This is a genomic window from Bradyrhizobium sp. WBOS08, from assembly GCF_024585125.1.
Classification (GTDB): Bacteria; Pseudomonadota; Alphaproteobacteria; order Rhizobiales; family Xanthobacteraceae; genus Bradyrhizobium; species Bradyrhizobium japonicum_B.
In genome coordinates, this window is sequence record NZ_CP028988.1 from 6,090,019 (window position 1) to 6,106,394 (window position 16,376).

A 16,376-nucleotide genomic window follows, 5' to 3' on the forward strand; every position below is an offset into this window, starting at 1 on the left:
TTTGGCGCAGATCGGGCCCCAACTCAGCCTTAATCAAGCGCGCCTAATGTTCCCGGCCGCGGCGGCAGTGGGACAAAACGAGCCGGCCGCGTCGAGCTGGAGGATGGAGCCTTGTCAGAGATCGACCCGACCGACCACGCGCTGGCGACCATCGCCAGCATTCTGGAGAACCCCGAGCCCGTTCTGGTCATTCGCAAGACCGAGACCGAGATCGTGGTGTCCGGAGAGCGCGAGCATGTGGACTCCGACGAGCATCGGGTTGTGGACGAATATCCTGCGGTCGAAGAGCATCCGTCGCTGGAAGAGCATCCGGTCATCGAGGAGCAGCCGCTGGTGCCGGAGCACACCGATGCCGACGGCTACAGCAAGGTCGGGCCCGGACCCATGGTGGCGATCCGCCTCAAGTGGACGGTCCATCGCGGTGACGACGGCCAGTACTACGTCCACGAGACTATCGGCGAACAATCCGCGCCCGTGATCAGCGGCCCCATGACGAGCGAGGCCGCGGTGCATTTCGTCGATACCCAGCAGGACGAGGCGCATCGGCGCTTCGAGCTGCTGCGTAGCGAGATCGCCGGCCGCAGCTCGCTGGCCGATTACGAGCGCAAGGGCGAAGCCTAGCGCTACGCCTGGAGGCCTTCCCACACCTCTCCCCTTCGGGGAGAAGTGTGGACCGAGCCTCCGCAACTACTTCCTTCCGAGATAGTCCTTTTTCACGAGTTCGACGCCGGCGTGCCGCAGCAGGTCATAGGCGGTCGTGACGTGGAAGAAGAACTGGGGGACGCTGAACGTCAGCAGCAACGTCCGCCCCGTGAACGGCAGCTCGGTCCCGTTCTTCAACTTGAAGAAGACGTTGCGCTCCGCTGCCGCCTCGATCTCCGCGCGCGGCAGGCTTTCGATGAACTCGATCGAGGTCGCAATTCGCGCCTGCAGCCCGGCCATGTCGTGCTCCAGCGCCGGCAGCGCCAACGGCTCGCGCTCCGCCAGCAAGGCCGGCGCGACCACGGCATGGCGGCAGGCCTCGTCGACCTGCTGGGCGAGGTCGTACATGTTCGGCGCAAGCCGCATGCCGAGCATCACCGCCGGGTTGAACTTGCGGGTCTCCGCATAGGCGACGCCCTTGTCGAGCAGGACCGACAGGTTGCGCAAATACGGCACGAAGAGGCCGACCGAGGCCTCGTGCATTGAGATCGTCACGTTGAGATTCCCTTCAATTCCGCCTCGCCGGAAGCTCGCATCTGGTCCATTTCGGTTACCATGGCGCCTCAGGCCGCGTCCTCCTGTCGCTTGCCTCGGCCCAACTTTGGGCCGGTCCCTCGCCTATTGAACCCTGAACAGCAGGACCGCGACTCATACCGAGACAGTGATCTAGATCACTTTCTGCAATCGAACCGATGCGTAAGCGTCGGTGCGGGGACCACCTGTTCAGGAGATGGAAATGAGGAAGCTGTTGGCCACGGCCGCATTCCTTTTGGCGAGCACCGCTGCCCAGGCGCAGTACACGTTCGAATATGGCGGACGCACCATCCGCATCGACCCCGACCGCGGCACGGTGCAGATCCCCGGCGTGTACGACAACACCGGCCAGAAGGCCAAGAAGGCCAAGAAGAACGAGACAGCGCCGGGCCAGCAGCCGCCCCAGCAAGCCATTGTCGAGCCGCAAACGCCGGCAGCACCGGTTCCCGCGCCTGCCCCCGTCGCGCCGCCGCCCGCGGCCGCCCAAGCGCCTGCACCTGCCCAAGCGGCTGCGCCGGCCGCTGCGGCCGTGGCGCCTCCGCCGGCTCAGCCTCCGGCGGCCCCCCCCAGCAATGCGCCGGCCGAGACCGCGGTGCTGCCGCCGCCCGCGCCGCAAGCAGCCCCTCCGGCTCCCGCGCCGGCCACACAGCAGTCCGCTCGGCTGCGGCTCCGCCGCCTCCCGCTCCGCCCCCTGCACCGGCGCCGGTTCAGGCCGCCGCGGTCGCTCCGCCCGCCCCGGCGACGGGGCCCACGCGCGATCTCAGTTCACCTCTCGGCGTCTGGCTCACCGAAGAGAAGGAAGGCAAGGTCCGCATCGAGCAATGCGGCAGCAATCTCTGCGGCTATTCAGTCGACAGCAAATCGAACCAGAACGGCGAGCAGGTCCTGATCAACATGAAGCCCGGCAAGGACCAGAAATGGTCCGGCCGCATTCTCGATCCGAATTCCGGCTCGACCTACGATTCGACCATCGCGATGAAGGGCACCGATCGCCTGCGCGTGCAGGGCTGCGCCTTCGGCGGCATGTTCTGCGGCGGCCAGACCTGGACGCGGGTGAACTGAGTTTCGACATCGACGTTTCGACTGAAAAAGGGGCCCGCGATCCGGGCCCCTTCGCTTTTGCCCGGCGCTCAGCTGCGAGGTGCGCTACCTCACAGAGCCCGCTGCTCGCGTGAGCCCCCTCACATCGCCGGTTCCACGGCCGTGGCACGTTCCCCGCATCGACATCCAGGGAGCGTGCCATGAACGGCTTTCGCAAAGGTTTCTTCGCCACCCTCCTCGCCATCGCCTTCCCGCTTGGGCAGGCCGATGCTGCGACAAGCACTTTCGACGGCATATGGAATGTCCGCATCTCGTCGTCCAGCGAGACCTGCGGCAACGGCGCCACCGTTGCGATCGGCATCAACAACGGTCAGATCGCATCGAGCAGCGCGGCCGTGTCGGCGTCAGGTCGCGTCGCCGATGCCGGCAGCATCAACGTCACCTTGAGCACGGGCATCAAGCGCGCCGTCGGCTTCGGCCGGCTCAGCGGCACCTCCGGCTCCGGCACCTGGCGCGGCGCGCTGTGCACGGGCACGTGGACGGCGGAGCGGATGTAGGCTGCCGTGTCCCGGACAAGCGGCAATGCGAAGCGTTGCCGCGCAGAGCCGGGACCCAGCACGCTTCACAATGCGCTTCGTAGCACGGCAGCTCTGGGTCCCGGATCGGCGCCGCATCGCCTTGCGGCGCTGCAGCTTGTCGGGGACACGAGGCTCTAGCCCAGCGCCGCGCCGTACTCCGCGTCGGTGACCGGCTCGAGCCAGGTCGAGTACACGCCGTCGAGCGCCTCCTGCATGGCGATGTGGCACATGCCGTTGGTCGGCGAGGCGCCGTGCCAGTGCACTTCGCCCGGCGGAATCCAGACGGTGTCGCCGGGACGGATCTCCCTGACGGGACCGCCCTTGGTCTGCACGCGGCCGACGCCGGAAATGACATAGAGCGTCTGGCCGAGCGGATGATGGTGCCAGTTGGTGCGGGCGCCGGGCTCGAACGCAACCCGCGAGCAGTTCAGCCGTGCCGGTGCCGGTGCCATGATCACGGGGTCCTGCCACACGGTGCCGGTGAAGTTTTCCTTGGGCGCGCGGCGGGTCGGCCGCGTGCCTGCAACAGTGATCTCCATGGAATTACCTCGCTTGCTTCCCGGTTACTTCTTGCTGGCGGCGTAGCGCGCCTTGGTTTCGGCGTTCATGGGATAGAGGCCCGGCAGCACGGCGCCGTTGTTCACCTCGTTGACGATCCAGGCCTCCATGCGCTCCTGCTCGACACCCTCGTTGAGCACGTGCTCGAGCATCGCCTGCGGGATCAGCACGCAGCCATCCTGGTCGGCGACCACGATGTCATTCGGGAAAACGGCGACGCCGCCGCAGCCGATCGGCTCGCCCCAGCCGACGAAGGTGAGGCCCGCGACGGAAGGCGGCGCGGCATAGCCGTCGCACCAGACCGGCAGATTGGTGCCGAGCACGCCCTCGACGTCGCGCACGACGCCGTCGGTGACCAGCGCGGTGACGCCGCGCTTGACCATGCGCGCGCACAGGATGTCGCCGAAGATGCCGGCATCGGTGATGCCCATGGCATCGACCACGGCGATGCATCCTTCCGGCATCGCCTCGATCGCGGTGCGGGTGGAGATCGGCGAGGACCAGGATTCCGGCGTCGCCAGATCCTCGCGCGCCGGCACGAAGCGCAGCGTGAAGGCCGGTCCCACCAGGCGCGGCAGGCCCGGGCGCAGCGGCCGCGCGCCCCGCATCCACACATTGCGCAGGCCTTTCTTCAGCAGGACCGTGGTGATGGTGGCGGTGGTGATGCCGGCGAGGGTCTTGCGGGCTTCAGGGGACAGCGACATGGAAACAGACGAGCTCCGGGGTGCGGGAAACAACGCGCGCATCTTGCGAGCCGCAGCCCTTGCGTCAAGGGCCAAGAAGCGCGCAATAACGCAGGGCCGGTGGGCCTTTATGCGACGCGATAACAAGGCTTTATCGCCTCCCCCTGCATTAATTTATTGGACTTGCGGGCGCATATACGCGAAGCAGGGGTGACGCGGAACTCGAGCTCGAGCCCGCGCTTTGCAAAGCCCGATTCCGACAGCTCTTCGACAGCTCAATGGCCGCGACGCTTCCCCCGCCCCGCCTTCTGCCCAGTGGCGACAGCGCCGTCACGGTCGAGTTCAGCCGCACCATCGACGAGGAGGCCAACCAGCGCGTGCTGGCGCTCGACAAGGCGCTCGCGGCAAGCCCCATCGAGGGCATCACCGAGACCGTGCCGACCTATCGCTCGCTGCTGGTGCACTACGACCCCTGCAAGATCGGTTTCGACGCGCTCGGCGACAAGCTGCTTCCGCTCGCGATCCAGCCGCCGCCGCCCGTGACCAAGGCGCGCCGCTGGCGCGTTCCCGTCGCCTATGGCGGCGAGCACGGCATCGACCTCGAGGATGTCGCCAAGGCCCTCAACACCACGCCGGACGACATCGTCGCCCGCCATGCGGGCGGCGACTACAAGGTCGCCATGATCGGCTTCACGCCGGGCTGGTCCTATCTCAGCGGCCTCGACAAATCGCTGCACATGTCGCGGCGGCAGAATCCGCGGCTGCTGACGCCGGCCGGCACGATCTCGATCGGCGGCGTCCAGGCCGGAATCCAGTGCCTGGCGGCGCCGAGCGGCTGGCACCTGCTCGGCCGCACGCCGGTGCGCACCTATCAGCTCCACCGCAATCCGACCTTCCTGACCGAACCCGGCGACCGCGTGACGTTCTTCGCCATCGACCACAAGACCTTCGACGAGCTGGATCGCGCGGCGGAAGCCGGCGAGATCGTCGCCGAGCAGGTGGACGCATGAGCCGGCTCGTGGTCGCCAGTATCGGCCCTGCAAGCTCCGTCCAGGATGGCGGCCGCTTCGGCGCGCAGCGCTACGGCCTGACGGTGAGCGGTGCGATGGATCGGCTGTCGCTGGCTGCGGCGAACACGCTGGTCGGCAACGCGCCGTTCGCTGCCGCCGTCGAGATCGGTCCGTTCGGTGCCGCCTTCACCGCCCGTGACGGCGCCGTGCGGGTGGCAATCTCGGGCGCGCCGCGCAACGCGGACGTCGCCGGAAACCCGGTCGCCATGGACACGTCGGTGACGCTGAAGGACGGCGAGACGCTGACGCTGGGCTTTGCCCGCGGCGGCGCCTTCACCTATCTCGCGATCGAAGGCGCCATCACCGGCGAACGCGTGTTCGGCAGCCTCGCGGTCAATGCCCGTGCCGGCCTCGGCAGCCCCTACCCGCGCCCGCTCCAGGCCGGCGACGAATTCAGCGTCGATGCCGCGAGCGGCGCAAGCGAGCTGCGCATCGAATTGCCGAAGCCCGCGAGTGGGCCGATCCGGGTCCTGCTCGGACCGCAGGACGACGAGTTCGACGACGCCAACAAGGCGCTGTTCCTGAACAGCGAGTGGAAGATCTCGGCGACCTCGGACCGGATGGGCTACCGGCTCGAAGGCCCCGCGATCAGGCATCTGCACGGCCACAACATCGTCTCCGACGGCACCGTCAACGGCAGCATCCAGGTGCCCGGCAACGGCGCGCCGATCGCGCTGATGATGGATCGCGGCACCTCCGGCGGCTATCCGAAAATCGCAACCGTGATCACCGCCGACATCGGCCGCCTCGCGCAGACCTCGGCGGGAACGGCGTTCCGCTTCAAGGCCGTCGGCATGGCCGAGGCGCAGGACGAGGCGCGAAAGTTCGCGCAAGCGATCCGGACCCTGCCCGATCGCCTGCGCGCGGCCGACAGCGTTGCGCTCAACATCGAGGCCCTCAGCGATGCCAACGTGGCGGGCCATGCGGTGAACGCGGTCGATGCCGGCACCTGGCAGGTCACCGCGGAGCCCTAGACGCAACAACAAGCCCCGAAGGCGGAGAGCATCCATGAAGACGATCGATCTCAATTGCGACCTCGGCGAAGGATTTGGCGCGTGGGAGATGGGCAACGACGCCGCCATGATCGAGCTGGCAAGCTCGGTCAACGTCGCCTGCGGCTTCCATGCCGGCGACCCCGACATCATGCGGCGGACTGTCGAGTTGGCGAAGGCGCGCGGCGTCTCGGTCGGCGCCCATCCCGGCTACCGCGATCTGCACGGCTTCGGCCGGCATCCGATCGCGGGCCTCAAGGCTTCCGAGATCGAGAACCTCGTCGCCTATCAGATCGGCGCATTGCAGGCGATCGCGACCGCGGCCGGCCACAAGGTCACGCATGTGAAGGCGCATGGCGCGCTCTCCAACGTCGCCTGCGAGGACGACATGACGGCCAAGGCGATCGCCGCCGGCATCAAGGCGGTCGACCCCAGCCTGATCTTCGTCGTGCTCGCCAATTCAAAGCTGGTGAAGGCCGGCGAAGACGCCAACCTGCCGATGGTGCACGAAGTGTTCGCCGACCGCGCCTATGAGGACGACGGCAATCTCGTCTCGCGCAAGAAGCCCGGCGCGGTGCTGCACGATGCCAAGGCGATCGCCGAGCGCGTGGTGCGGATGGTGCAGGACGGCGCGGTGGTCTCGGTGACCGGCAAGGTGATCAAGATGCGCACGGACACGGTGTGCATCCATGGCGACACCCACGGCGCCGTCGAGATCGCGCGGACCTTGCGAGCGGCGTTGAAGGATGCCGGGATCGAGGTCGCGCCGTTCAAGCGCGGGTGAGATACGGGAAGTGTCGTAGGGTGGGCAAAGGCGCATAGCGCCGTGCCCACCACCTGTCCAATGCAGTAACAGGTCGTGGGCACGCTGCGCTTTGCCCACCTACGAGATTGTCAGAACGGATGCACCGAGAGCGTGCCGAACACGATCGCGGCGATGACTGCAAACGCGTTGTAAAGCGCCAGATGATGGGCGCTCGCCCGGGTCTGCCGCGAGAGCGAGCGCGCGTAGATGTGCAGTCTGGCTTCCGCCGATAGTTCGCGCATGGTCGATCTCCAACGCCCCATTTTCGGGAGTATGAAGGATCAACCAGGGCGGGAGGCAAGATGGCGGCGCAAATAGCGATCCGCCTGCTCCGAGGCGGCCGTCTCGCAGACGTAAATTCTACGGAGGTCTGGGTTCCCAGAATCTTATTCGTTCAAATCCGAGCCAGTTGGAACCGGCTCGGAGATCGGTGAGCGGCAGCCGTCAGTACACATCCGCCTGGAAGCGCCCGGTCTTCTTCAGCTCGGCGACGAAGCTGACGGCTTCGTCGGTCGAACGCGCGCCGAACTGGGCGACGATGTCGACCAGCGCGCGCTCGACGTCCTTGGCCATGCGCTTGGCATCGCCGCAGACGTAGAAATGCGCGCCTTCGGCAAGCCACGTCCACAGCTCGCGGCCGACCTCCCGCATGCGGTCTTGCACGTAGAACTTCTTCTCGCCGTCGCGCGACCAGGCCAGCGACATGCGCGTGAGCAGACCCGAGGTCTTCATCGCATTGAACTCCTCCTGGTAGAAGAAGTCGCAATCGCTGCGCTGATGGCCGAAGAACAGCCAGTTCTTGCCGGGCGCGCCGGTGGCCTTGCGGTCGAGCAGGAAGGCGCGGAACGGCGCGATGCCGGTGCCGGGGCCCACCATGATGATCGGCGTCTTCGGATCCTTCGGCAGGCCGAAGCCGTGCGCCTTCTGCACATAGACCTTGAGCTTGTCGCCCTCGTTGATGCGCTCGCCGAGGAAGGTCGAGGCGACGCCGAGGCGCTTGCGCTTGCCGATGACGTAGCGCACGGAATCGACGGTCAGCGACAGCTTTCCGGGCGTCGCATTGTGCGACGAGGAGATCGAGTAGAGCCGCGGCTGCAGCGGCTCCAGCGCCTCGACGAAGGCCTCGGGGTGCGGCCGCGTGCCGGAAAACTTCTGCAGCCCCGCCATGACGTCGAGGGTTGCGGCATCGCCATCGGGGTCCTCGCCCTGTGCCAGCGCCCGCGCCTTTTCGCGCGCCGCGCCGCCGGTGATGAAGGAGATCAGCTCGAACAGGGTGTCCGGCGCCGGCGACAACGAGACGTCGTCGATCAGCACCTCGCGCAGCGTCTTGCCGTTGACCTCAGTGGTGTGGGAGGCGCCGAGCAGCGCGATGATCTGGTCGACGAGGCCGACATCGTTGCGCGCGAATACGCCGAAGCTGTCGCCGACGACGTAGTCGAGCTTGCTCTCGGAGAGATCGAACTCGACATGATAGGTTTCCTTCTCCGACTTGCCCTTGTTGAGCAGGCGGCGCGACAGGAAGGTCGCAGGCACGGGGTTGTCGCGTGAGCGGCCCGGCTCTGCGATCGTCACCGTCACGGCCGGCGCCGGAGCGTCCGGCTTGTCCAACGCTTTGGCCGCCGGGGCCTGGTCCAGCTCCTCGTAGAGCGACTTCAGCATCCGCGCGGTTTCCTTGCCGCCGGGGACGCAGAGGTTGAGCCGTGCTTCGCTGCGGCTGGCGATCGCTTCCGAATAGTCGTGGCAATTGTAGCCGCACTGGCCGCAATCCTGCTGCGCCATCGCCGCCATCATCTTGCGGCGCACCGGGCGTCCCTCGGCCAGTTTCATGCGATCGGCGATCGGCATGGTCTGGTCGTGCCATGGCGCTTCGCCGTCGTCGCCATCGCCGGCCGCGCCTTGCATGACGGCCGCGCCCTGCTCCGCCGACAGCGGCGCGGCGACATCGGGCGACAGCAGCCCGGCGAAGAAGCCGTTCAGCCAGGAGCGCTGCGCATCGGAGAACGGTGCGCTGGCGGGAATGATGTCGAGCCTGGGCGGAGGGGTGATCTGGTTCATGCGGACACCTGTGCATCGGCAAGCTTGCGCAGCGTTTCGCCGTCATGGCGGCGCGCGAAGGAGAGAAAGGTTTCGTCGGGCGACGAGCGATGGGCGATATAGGCCTTGAGCAGCGCCTCGACCGTCTTCGGCGCGTCCTCGGCCTTGAGGTCGTGATAGACCTCCTGCCCGACGTCCGCGTCCGGACCGAACCCGCCGCCGGTGAAGAGGTGATAACCCTCGACCGTATCGTCCTCGCCAACGGGCACGCGCGCGCCGATCAGGCCGATGTCGCTGATGTAATGCTGCGCGCAGGAATGATGGCAGCCGGTGACGTGGATGTTGACCGGCTTGTCCATCGCGACGCGCGGCTCGCACCAGTCGCCGATCTCGGCGGCATGGCGCTTGGTGTTCGCCGCGGCGAAGCGGCAGCCGGCATTGCCGGTGCAGGCGATCAGGCCGGCGCGGATGTGCGAGGCCTCGACCGCGAGCCCGATCTGCTTGATCGCGGCAACGGCAAGCTCGACGTTCTTGTCGCGCACGCCCGAGATCAGCAGGTTCTGCCAGACCGTGAGCCGGATCTCGCCGTCGCCGAGGTCGCGCGAAACCTTGGCGAGCCCCCGCATCTGATCGCTCGTCAGCTTGCCGAGCGTCAGCGACACGCCGATCCAGTTGAGTCCGCCCTGCTTCTGCTTGTGCACGCCGACATGCGCCATGCGGTCGGCGGCCGGCCGCGGCGCGAACGCCTCCTCCGGCACGCGCGTGAACGGCGTCTTCAGCCGCTCCTCGACGAGCCCAAGGAAACCGTCATGGCCCATGGTGTCGAGCACGTATTTCAGCCGCGCCTTGTTGCGGTTGGTGCGGTCGCCATGGTCGATGAAGACGCGCACGATGGCGTCGGCAAGGGCGGTCGCCTGCTCGGGCTTGACGATGATGCCGGAATACTTCGCAAAGTCCTTGTGGCCGGTGATGCCGCCGAGGCCGAGGCGGAACCAGACTCCCGGCTCGACGCCGAAACCGTCCTTCACCTCATAGGCCGTGAACGCGATGTCGTTAGTCTCCTCCAGCACGGCGATCCTGCCGGCACCGTCGAAGGCGACGTTGAACTTGCGCGGCAGGCCGTAGAGCGAGCGGTCGTTGAGGATGTGGTAGTGCCATTCGCGCGCATAGGGTCGCGTGTCGAGGATTTCCTGCGGATCGATGCCCGCCGTCGGCGTTCCCGTCACGTTGCGGATGTTGTCGGCGCCGGAGCCGCGCGAGCACAGGCCGAGCTCCTGGATGCCCTCGAGCAGCCTGATCGCGTGCTTCGGCGGGATCTCGCGCAGCTGGAGATTGGCGCGCGTCGTGACGTGGCTGTAGGGGCCGCAGAGCTCGTCTGCGAGATCGGCGAGGCCCGACAGCTGCCAGTGCTTCATGATGCCGTTCGGAATCCGCAGGCGGCTCATGTAGGAATCCTGCGTCGGCGCAACGTAGAAGATGCCGTAATAGCGCCAGCGGAAATTGTCCGCCGGGCTCGGCGGTGCATTGTCGAGCGCCTGCTGGCGCAGCCGCGGATAGGCATCGAAGGGATGCTCGTCGCGCTTGAACTTCTCCTGGTCGGCGAGCTTCTTGCCCGCCGCGATCACCTTGTCCTGCGCCTTGAGGTGCACGGCGTCGGGACCGACAGGCTCGGCGTTCGCCTTGCCGGCACTGCCGCCGCCCAGACCGCGCCCGACCCGGCTGATCTGCAGACCGGTGGTGAAGCCTTCAAGATAGCGTTTCTGCTCGTCGGTAAAGTCGACTGCGAGCGTATCGATTTTCATGGTCGGTAACGAAGCTCCTGCGGCCACCTGGGTGGCATCGACGGACATTGCGCGACCCGCGAGGACCGAGGCTGGCTCCAAGAGCCGGCATCGCTACCCCAGCGGTCCGATCAGCTTCGTTGCTGCGGGACTCGGCTCAGCAGGCACCTGTGACAAGCTGGCCGCACTGCAACATTCAAGTTGCGTGCCAGCTTGGAAGAAATAGAAAGTTTTGTGTTTACAATCGGTTATGTGCAGACCCGGAACATCCCGGGCCGTGCGCTTTCACGAAATTCGTGCACTCCGATCAAAATTTGGGCAGCGAATCTCTGCGCCCAAAAATGATGCAGACCGAATCAGGTCCGCCACCGGCCAACCGCGAAGGCCTCGAGGTGCCCTCGGATGTTGGCGGGATCGAAGACCGGGCCGGCGAAGGCGCCGAACGCCGCAGCAGGCTGCTCGGGCGGCTGCCTGCCGAGGGCCGCATCGTACAGATCGGGCCTGAACACGGCCATCGCCGTCTTGACGCCCTCCGGCGCGAGCGCCGTCTGCCCCCAACGCACCATCTGCGCGTAGAGCCAGGCCGCCTGCACCGGATCGGGGCGCCCTGCGCCCTCCCGCCCGACCAAGAGATAGCGGCCGCTTTCGCGGAACGTGCCGTCAGGAGAAATCTTCAGGCGCCCGGTCAGGGTGCGCTGGATGACTTCGGCATCGACGCCGATCCGCTCGGGCTGCGCCAGGATCTGCGCCGCCTCGGTCTGGTTCGCAGGGTTCTCAATGAACTCGGCCGCCTTCACCGCCGCGCGCACCAGGCTGGCGACCACGTCCGGATTCTTGTCGGCCCAGACCTGGCGAACCGCCAGCACCTTCTCGGCGGCGCGGTCGAGGATGTCGGAGACGAAATGCAGGATGTGACCGATGCCGAGATCGACCGCGATCGAATTCCAGGGCGCACCGACGCAGAACGCGTCGACATGGCCATTGGCGAGGCTATCGACCATATAGGGCGGCGGCAGCACCACGAGGCGCACGTCCTCGTCGGGATCGACGCCGGCCGCGGCCATCCAGAACCGCAGTTGATAATTGTGGGTCGAGAACGGGAAGGTCATGCCGAAGGTCAGCGGCTCCGCCCCCTCCTTGCGCCTGATCGCAACGACCTTCGCCAGCGCTTTCGCCGTCACCATCGGATCGAAACGGTCGCCGTCGATCTGCTCCATCAGGGCGGTATGGAGCGCCGGCGACACCGTGATCGCATTGCCGTTGATGCCGAGATTGAAGGGCGCGGCGATCGGCACCTTGACATGGCCGAGCCCGAGCGAGGACGCGATCGCCACGGGCGCCAGCAGATGCGCGGCGTCGAACAGGCCGATATTGAGCTTGTCGCGGACGTTGGACCAGGAGACCTCGCGCACCAGCTCGACGTCGAGGCCTTCGGCGGCCGTGAAGCCCTTGTCGACGGCGACGATCAGCGCGGCGGCATCGACCAGCGGAATGAACCCGATGCGAAGGGGGGCGGTCATTTCAGCATCTCCGAGGCGGTGATGATCGACTGCGCGATCTCACCGATTTTCTTCTTCTCGCGCATCGCCGTGGAGCGCAGCAGCACATAGGCCTCGTCCTCGGTCAGGCCCTTCACCTTCATCAGGATGCCCTTGGCACGTTCGATGATCTTGCGGTCCTCGAGCTGCGACTTGGTGCGCTCGAGCTCCTCCTGGAGCTTGGCGAAGGCATTGAAGCGGGACACGCAGAGGTCGAGGATCGGTTTGATGCGCTCCTTCTTCAGCCCGTCGACGATGTAGGCGGACACCCCCGCCTCGACCGAGGCCTGGATCGAGGCGGAATCGCTCTGATCGACGAACATCGCGATCGGCCGTTTCACGGCGCGGCTGACCTGGAACATCGCCTCCAGCACGTCGCGGCTGGGGTTCTCCAGATCGATCAGGATGATGTCGGGATCGACCGCATAAATACGGGCCAGCAGGCTCTGCATCTCGCTGATATGGACGACCTGCGTGAATCCGGCCTCCCGCAATCCCTCCTGCAGGATCGCGGCCCTGACAGGGCTTTCGTCGACGATCACGATTTTGGGCGACTGTTCGGCGCTCATGGCTCACTCGCGGCAGGCGATTCATCCATAGCACGCCGGAACGCCCTGCAAAGGGTTGTAATTGTGGGCAATTGGGACTAGCTCAGGCCGGTCAATCAGGCAGATTTGGATATGGATCAGGCGGCTGCGCCCAAGGTCAGCTTCGTGTCGCTCGGGTGTCCCAAGGCATTGGTGGATTCCGAGCGCATCATCACGCGCCTGCGCGCGGAGGGCTATGAGCTCGCCCGCAAGCACGACGGGGCCGACATCGTCATCGTCAACACCTGCGGCTTCCTCGACAGCGCCAAGCAGGAATCGCTCTCGGCAATCGGCGAGGCCATGGCCGAGAACGGCAAGGTGATCGTGACCGGCTGCATGGGCGCGGAACCGGAAGCGATCGAGCAGGCCTATCCCGGCGTGCTCTCCATCACCGGCCCGCAGCAATATGAGAGCGTGCTCGACGCCGTGCACCGCGCGCTGCCGCCCGCGCACAATCCGCATCTGGACCTGGTGCCACCGCAAGGCATCAAGCTGACGCCGCGCCACTACGCCTATTTGAAGATCTCCGAAGGCTGCAACAACCGCTGCACCTTCTGCATCATCCCGAAGCTGCGCGGCGACCTCGTCTCGCGCCCCGCCAATGACGTGCTGCGCGAGGCCGAGCGCCTGGTCGGCGCCGGCGTCAAGGAGCTGCTGGTGATCTCGCAGGACACCTCGGCCTATGGCGTCGATCTCAAATATGCCGAGAGCCCGTGGAAGGATCGCCAGGTCCGCGCCAAATTCCTCGACCTCGCGCGCGAGCTCGGCGAGCTCGGCGCCTGGGTCCGGCTGCAATATGTCTACCCCTATCCGCATGTCGACGAGGTCATCGCGCTGATGAACGAGGGCAAGGTGCTGCCCTATCTGGACATCCCGTTCCAGCATGCGAGCCCCAGCGTGCTCAAGGCGATGAAGCGTCCGGCGGCGCAGGACAAGACGCTGGAGCGGATCAAGCGCTGGCGCCAGGAATGCCCTGACCTCGCCCTGCGCTCGACCTTCATCGTCGGCTTCCCCGGCGAGACCGATTCCGACTTCGCCTATCTGCTCGACTGGCTCGATGAAGCCGAGATCGATCGCCTCGGCTGCTTCAAATACGAGCCGGTGGCCGGCGCCACCTCGAATGCGATCGAGAACCCCGTGCCCGCTGAGGTCAAGCAGGAGCGCTACAACGCACTGATGGCCCGCCAGCAGAAGATCTCGGCACGCAGGCTGAAGCGCAAGGTCGGCACCCGCCAGCAGATCATCATCGACGAGGTCGGCCCGACCGTCGCCAAGGGCCGCTCCAAGGCCGATGCGCCGGAGATCGACGGCGCCGTGTACCTCACGAGCCGCCGCCCCTTGCGCGTGGGCGAGATCGTCACCGCCAAGATCGAGCGCGCAGACCAATACGACCTGCACGGCAGCGTCGCGGGGTTCTGAGGATCCCGTCATTGCGAGGAGCCCTTGCGACGAAGCAATCCAGAATCCCTCCGTTGCGGCAGTCTGGATTGCTTCGCTGCGCTCGCAATGACGCCGTTAGCCCAGCCATTTCGGCACCCAGCGCTCCGGGCGCGGGGCACGGGCCAGATCGGCCCTGGCTTCGGACAGCAGCGCCGGCTCGCCGTCGATGGTTGGCCGGACGTCGTACGCGAAGCTCGGCATGACGCGGCCGTCCGCATGGAGGCCGAAATTCATCGCGTACCACAGCCCGAGCTCGGGCTGCGCGCGGCGCATCTCCTCGCGCAGATCGCGCAGCAGGGATTCGATCGAAGCCGCTTCCTCGAACGGCTGCGGTCCGCGCGCGAGCACGCGTGCCTCGTACTGCTTGCCGACGATCGCGACCGCGAAGCGGGTTTGGTCCCAGGGCTTCTTGCCCTTGGGCAGATGCGCCGCCAGCCGCCAGCCGAGCTCGACCATCAGCCGGTGATTGGCCCAATAATCCTCGCGCTCCCGGCTCCACTTCTCCATGAAACCGCGGAAGTCGGGCAGCTCCGCCGAAGTCTCCTCGACCGCCGCCGGCTCGCCATGCGGCCGTCCGGCGAGCCATTGCGCGAGCTCGACCGTCTGAGCCTCGACCTCGTCATGCGGCTTCAGATCGCTCCAGGTGTCGTCGAATTGCTGCGACGTCAGCTTGGCGAGCAGCCCGTCGAGGCTCGGCGCCAGTAATTCGTAGGCGCCCTCCGATCCCAGCCCCACGATCGGCGGATTGTCGCGGTCGAGACCGGCGCCGTACCAGCCGCCGACGGCCGAACCATCCGGCAGCCGCATGAACAGCGAAAACCTGTCCCGCAAGGGACTACCGTCGATGATCGGCGCGTGATCTGCGAACTGGCCCTGCAGCGCAAAGCAGCCGACGCTGCCCCACGGCCGCCCCTCCAGCCAGCCGGCAAAGTCGACCAACAGCGGAGGCGCTTCGATGCCCGGCGGAAATGCGCCGCGAATGCTGTCGAGGTCGATCGGATAAGACGTGTCGGACAAGGCTGAAACTGTTTCGTTGGTCCCGCCCCTCTTGGTCTGAGCCGAGTTGCATCCGGTTCGAACCAATTCGCGTATCTCGATCACAAACGCGCCAGCAAGGCGATGGTTTCTGGGGGCCAGACAATGAAATGGGGGAAACCAGCGGAATCCGGGAGCGGACGATGCACGCCCCGATGACCGCATCGGCCTTGCTCGCACGCTTCTCCCTCTCGATTGCCGCGGCGCGACGCGCGCGGCTACCAGCGGAGCGTATTGTGACACTATAGTGCATTCACGCAGAGGTCACCGACTCGGCCTAACTCTGCCCGCGCTTCTCAACGCGAGCGAGGAACGAGGATGAGCCTCTCGGGCATGCTGCGCACGCAGCGCTTCGACGATTACCGCTTCTACCATCAAAGCACCGTCAACCAGACGCTGCATCTCTTCAGCGCCGTGATCTTCCTGTTCTGCTACGGGCTGCTGTTCGTAGACCCCGCGCTCGCCGGCATCGTCGGCTGGCTTGCGATGCTGACGCGGCAGACCGGGCATTTCTTCTTCGAGCCGAACGGCTACGACGCCGTCAACGACGTCAGCAACGACTACAAGGAAGCGATCAAGGTCGGCTACAATCAGACCCGCAAGATCGTGCTGCTGCTGGTCTGGGGCAGCGCGCCGATCGCGCTGTATGTCGATCCGACGCTGTTGGGACTTTTCGATCCGCCCGCCGGCCGTCTCGACTTCATCCGGCACGTCGGCACGCTCTGGCTCGCGATCGGCATCGGCGGCGGCCTTGCCCGCATGCTCCAGCTCTTCGCCACCCGCGACGTCACGACCGGTCTGGTCTGGGCATTCAAGGTGCTGACCGACCCGTTCCACAACATCGCGCTGTACTGGAAATCGCCGCTCAAGCTGATGCGCGGTGAGCTGATCGACACCGCGATCGCGGACGCCGATTGGGGCGACGAGGACGCCGAGGGAGCCGCTCACCTGACCTGACCGATATACGCCGGGCGGGTGTCAGCAGAACGCCCGCTTGA

The 16,376-nt window shown here is 66.4% G+C and carries 16 protein-coding genes and 1 pseudogene; 8 read left to right on the forward strand and 9 right to left on the reverse strand.

Features of this window, described 5'->3' with window-relative positions; translation table 11 throughout:
• Window positions 1-111: 111 nt before the first annotated feature.
• Entirely contained in the window at window positions 112-621 is a 510-nt protein-coding gene (locus tag DCM80_RS28675; protein ID WP_257194766.1) for a hypothetical protein, read from the forward strand.
• A gap of 66 nt (window positions 622-687) precedes the next feature.
• Here DCM80_RS28675 and DCM80_RS28680 read toward each other — a convergent pair whose 3' ends face one another.
• The gene (locus tag DCM80_RS28680; RefSeq protein ID WP_257198081.1) at window positions 688-1,185 is read right to left on the reverse strand and encodes a DUF1993 family protein; all 498 of its coding nucleotides are present in this window, start codon (window positions 1,183-1,185) and stop codon (window positions 688-690) included.
• A 253-nt stretch (window positions 1,186-1,438) separates the two neighbouring features.
• Here DCM80_RS28680 and DCM80_RS28685 point away from each other — a divergent pair.
• Window positions 1,439-2,298, forward strand: a pseudogene (locus DCM80_RS28685) (DUF2147 domain-containing protein).
• A gap of 179 nt (window positions 2,299-2,477) precedes the next feature.
• Window positions 2,478-2,834, forward strand: coding sequence for a hypothetical protein (locus DCM80_RS28690; protein WP_257179816.1), 357 nt, complete (start codon window positions 2,478-2,480; stop codon window positions 2,832-2,834).
• A 155-nt stretch (window positions 2,835-2,989) separates the two neighbouring features.
• Here the strand turns inward: DCM80_RS28690 and DCM80_RS28695 are convergent, their stop codons facing one another.
• Both DCM80_RS28695 and DCM80_RS28700 read right to left on the reverse strand, forming a co-directional pair.
• Complete coding sequence (locus tag DCM80_RS28695) at window positions 2,990-3,394, reverse strand: cupin domain-containing protein (RefSeq protein ID WP_028136366.1); 405 nt, start codon at window positions 3,392-3,394, stop codon at window positions 2,990-2,992.
• A gap of 24 nt (window positions 3,395-3,418) precedes the next feature.
• A complete protein-coding gene (locus DCM80_RS28700; protein ID WP_028136365.1) occupies window positions 3,419-4,117 on the reverse strand; it encodes a ribonuclease activity regulator RraA in 699 nt (232 codons plus the stop codon).
• 257 nt (window positions 4,118-4,374) lie between these two features.
• On the opposite strand from DCM80_RS28700, the gene pxpB reads away from it, so the two are divergent.
• From pxpB to DCM80_RS28715, 3 genes are read left to right on the forward strand one after another with little or no spacing between them, the layout of a single operon-like run.
• Window positions 4,375-5,106 carry a 5-oxoprolinase subunit PxpB gene (gene pxpB, locus DCM80_RS28705; RefSeq protein WP_257194767.1) on the forward strand — a complete coding sequence of 244 codons (732 nt, stop codon included), beginning with the start codon at window positions 4,375-4,377 and terminating at the stop codon, window positions 5,104-5,106.
• The gene (locus tag DCM80_RS28710) at window positions 5,103-6,140 is read left to right on the forward strand and encodes a biotin-dependent carboxyltransferase family protein (RefSeq protein WP_257194768.1); all 1,038 of its coding nucleotides are present in this window, start codon (window positions 5,103-5,105) and stop codon (window positions 6,138-6,140) included. The genes pxpB and DCM80_RS28710 overlap by 4 nt, the downstream gene beginning before the upstream one ends.
• Window positions 6,141-6,174: 34 nt before the next feature.
• Window positions 6,175-6,942: a LamB/YcsF family protein gene (locus DCM80_RS28715; RefSeq protein ID WP_257194769.1), complete on the forward strand. Its 768-nt coding sequence runs from the start codon at window positions 6,175-6,177 to the stop codon at window positions 6,940-6,942.
• Between the two features lie 110 nt (window positions 6,943-7,052).
• Here the strand turns inward: DCM80_RS28715 and DCM80_RS28720 are convergent, their stop codons facing one another.
• The 5 genes from DCM80_RS28720 to DCM80_RS28740 form a co-directional block, all read right to left on the reverse strand.
• Window positions 7,053-7,205: a hypothetical protein gene (locus DCM80_RS28720; protein WP_257194770.1), complete on the reverse strand. Its 153-nt coding sequence runs from the start codon at window positions 7,203-7,205 to the stop codon at window positions 7,053-7,055.
• A gap of 202 nt (window positions 7,206-7,407) precedes the next feature.
• Entirely contained in the window at window positions 7,408-9,018 is a 1,611-nt protein-coding gene (locus DCM80_RS28725) for a sulfite reductase subunit alpha (protein ID WP_257194771.1), read from the reverse strand.
• Window positions 9,015-10,799: a NirA family protein gene (locus DCM80_RS28730; protein WP_257194773.1), complete on the reverse strand. Its 1,785-nt coding sequence runs from the start codon at window positions 10,797-10,799 to the stop codon at window positions 9,015-9,017. The genes DCM80_RS28725 and DCM80_RS28730 overlap by 4 nt, the downstream gene beginning before the upstream one ends.
• A 335-nt stretch (window positions 10,800-11,134) precedes the next feature.
• Window positions 11,135-12,298, reverse strand: a complete 1,164-nt coding sequence (locus DCM80_RS28735) for a CmpA/NrtA family ABC transporter substrate-binding protein (RefSeq protein WP_257194774.1) — start codon at window positions 12,296-12,298, stop codon at window positions 11,135-11,137.
• A complete protein-coding gene (locus DCM80_RS28740; RefSeq protein WP_135167097.1) occupies window positions 12,295-12,885 on the reverse strand; it encodes an ANTAR domain-containing response regulator in 591 nt (196 codons plus the stop codon). The genes DCM80_RS28735 and DCM80_RS28740 overlap by 4 nt, the downstream gene beginning before the upstream one ends.
• 111 nt (window positions 12,886-12,996) lie before the next feature.
• On the opposite strand from DCM80_RS28740, the gene rimO reads away from it, so the two are divergent.
• Window positions 12,997-14,322: a 30S ribosomal protein S12 methylthiotransferase RimO gene (gene rimO, locus DCM80_RS28745; protein ID WP_257194775.1), complete on the forward strand. Its 1,326-nt coding sequence runs from the start codon at window positions 12,997-12,999 to the stop codon at window positions 14,320-14,322.
• A gap of 96 nt (window positions 14,323-14,418) precedes the next feature.
• Here the strand turns inward: rimO and DCM80_RS28750 are convergent, their stop codons facing one another.
• Complete coding sequence (locus tag DCM80_RS28750; RefSeq protein ID WP_257194776.1) at window positions 14,419-15,360, reverse strand: hypothetical protein; 942 nt, start codon at window positions 15,358-15,360, stop codon at window positions 14,419-14,421.
• A 336-nt stretch (window positions 15,361-15,696) separates the two neighbouring features.
• Here DCM80_RS28750 and DCM80_RS28755 point away from each other — a divergent pair, with 336 nt between their 5' ends.
• Entirely contained in the window at window positions 15,697-16,335 is a 639-nt protein-coding gene (locus DCM80_RS28755) for a hypothetical protein (RefSeq protein WP_257194777.1), read from the forward strand.
• Window positions 16,336-16,376: the final 41 nt, after the last annotated feature.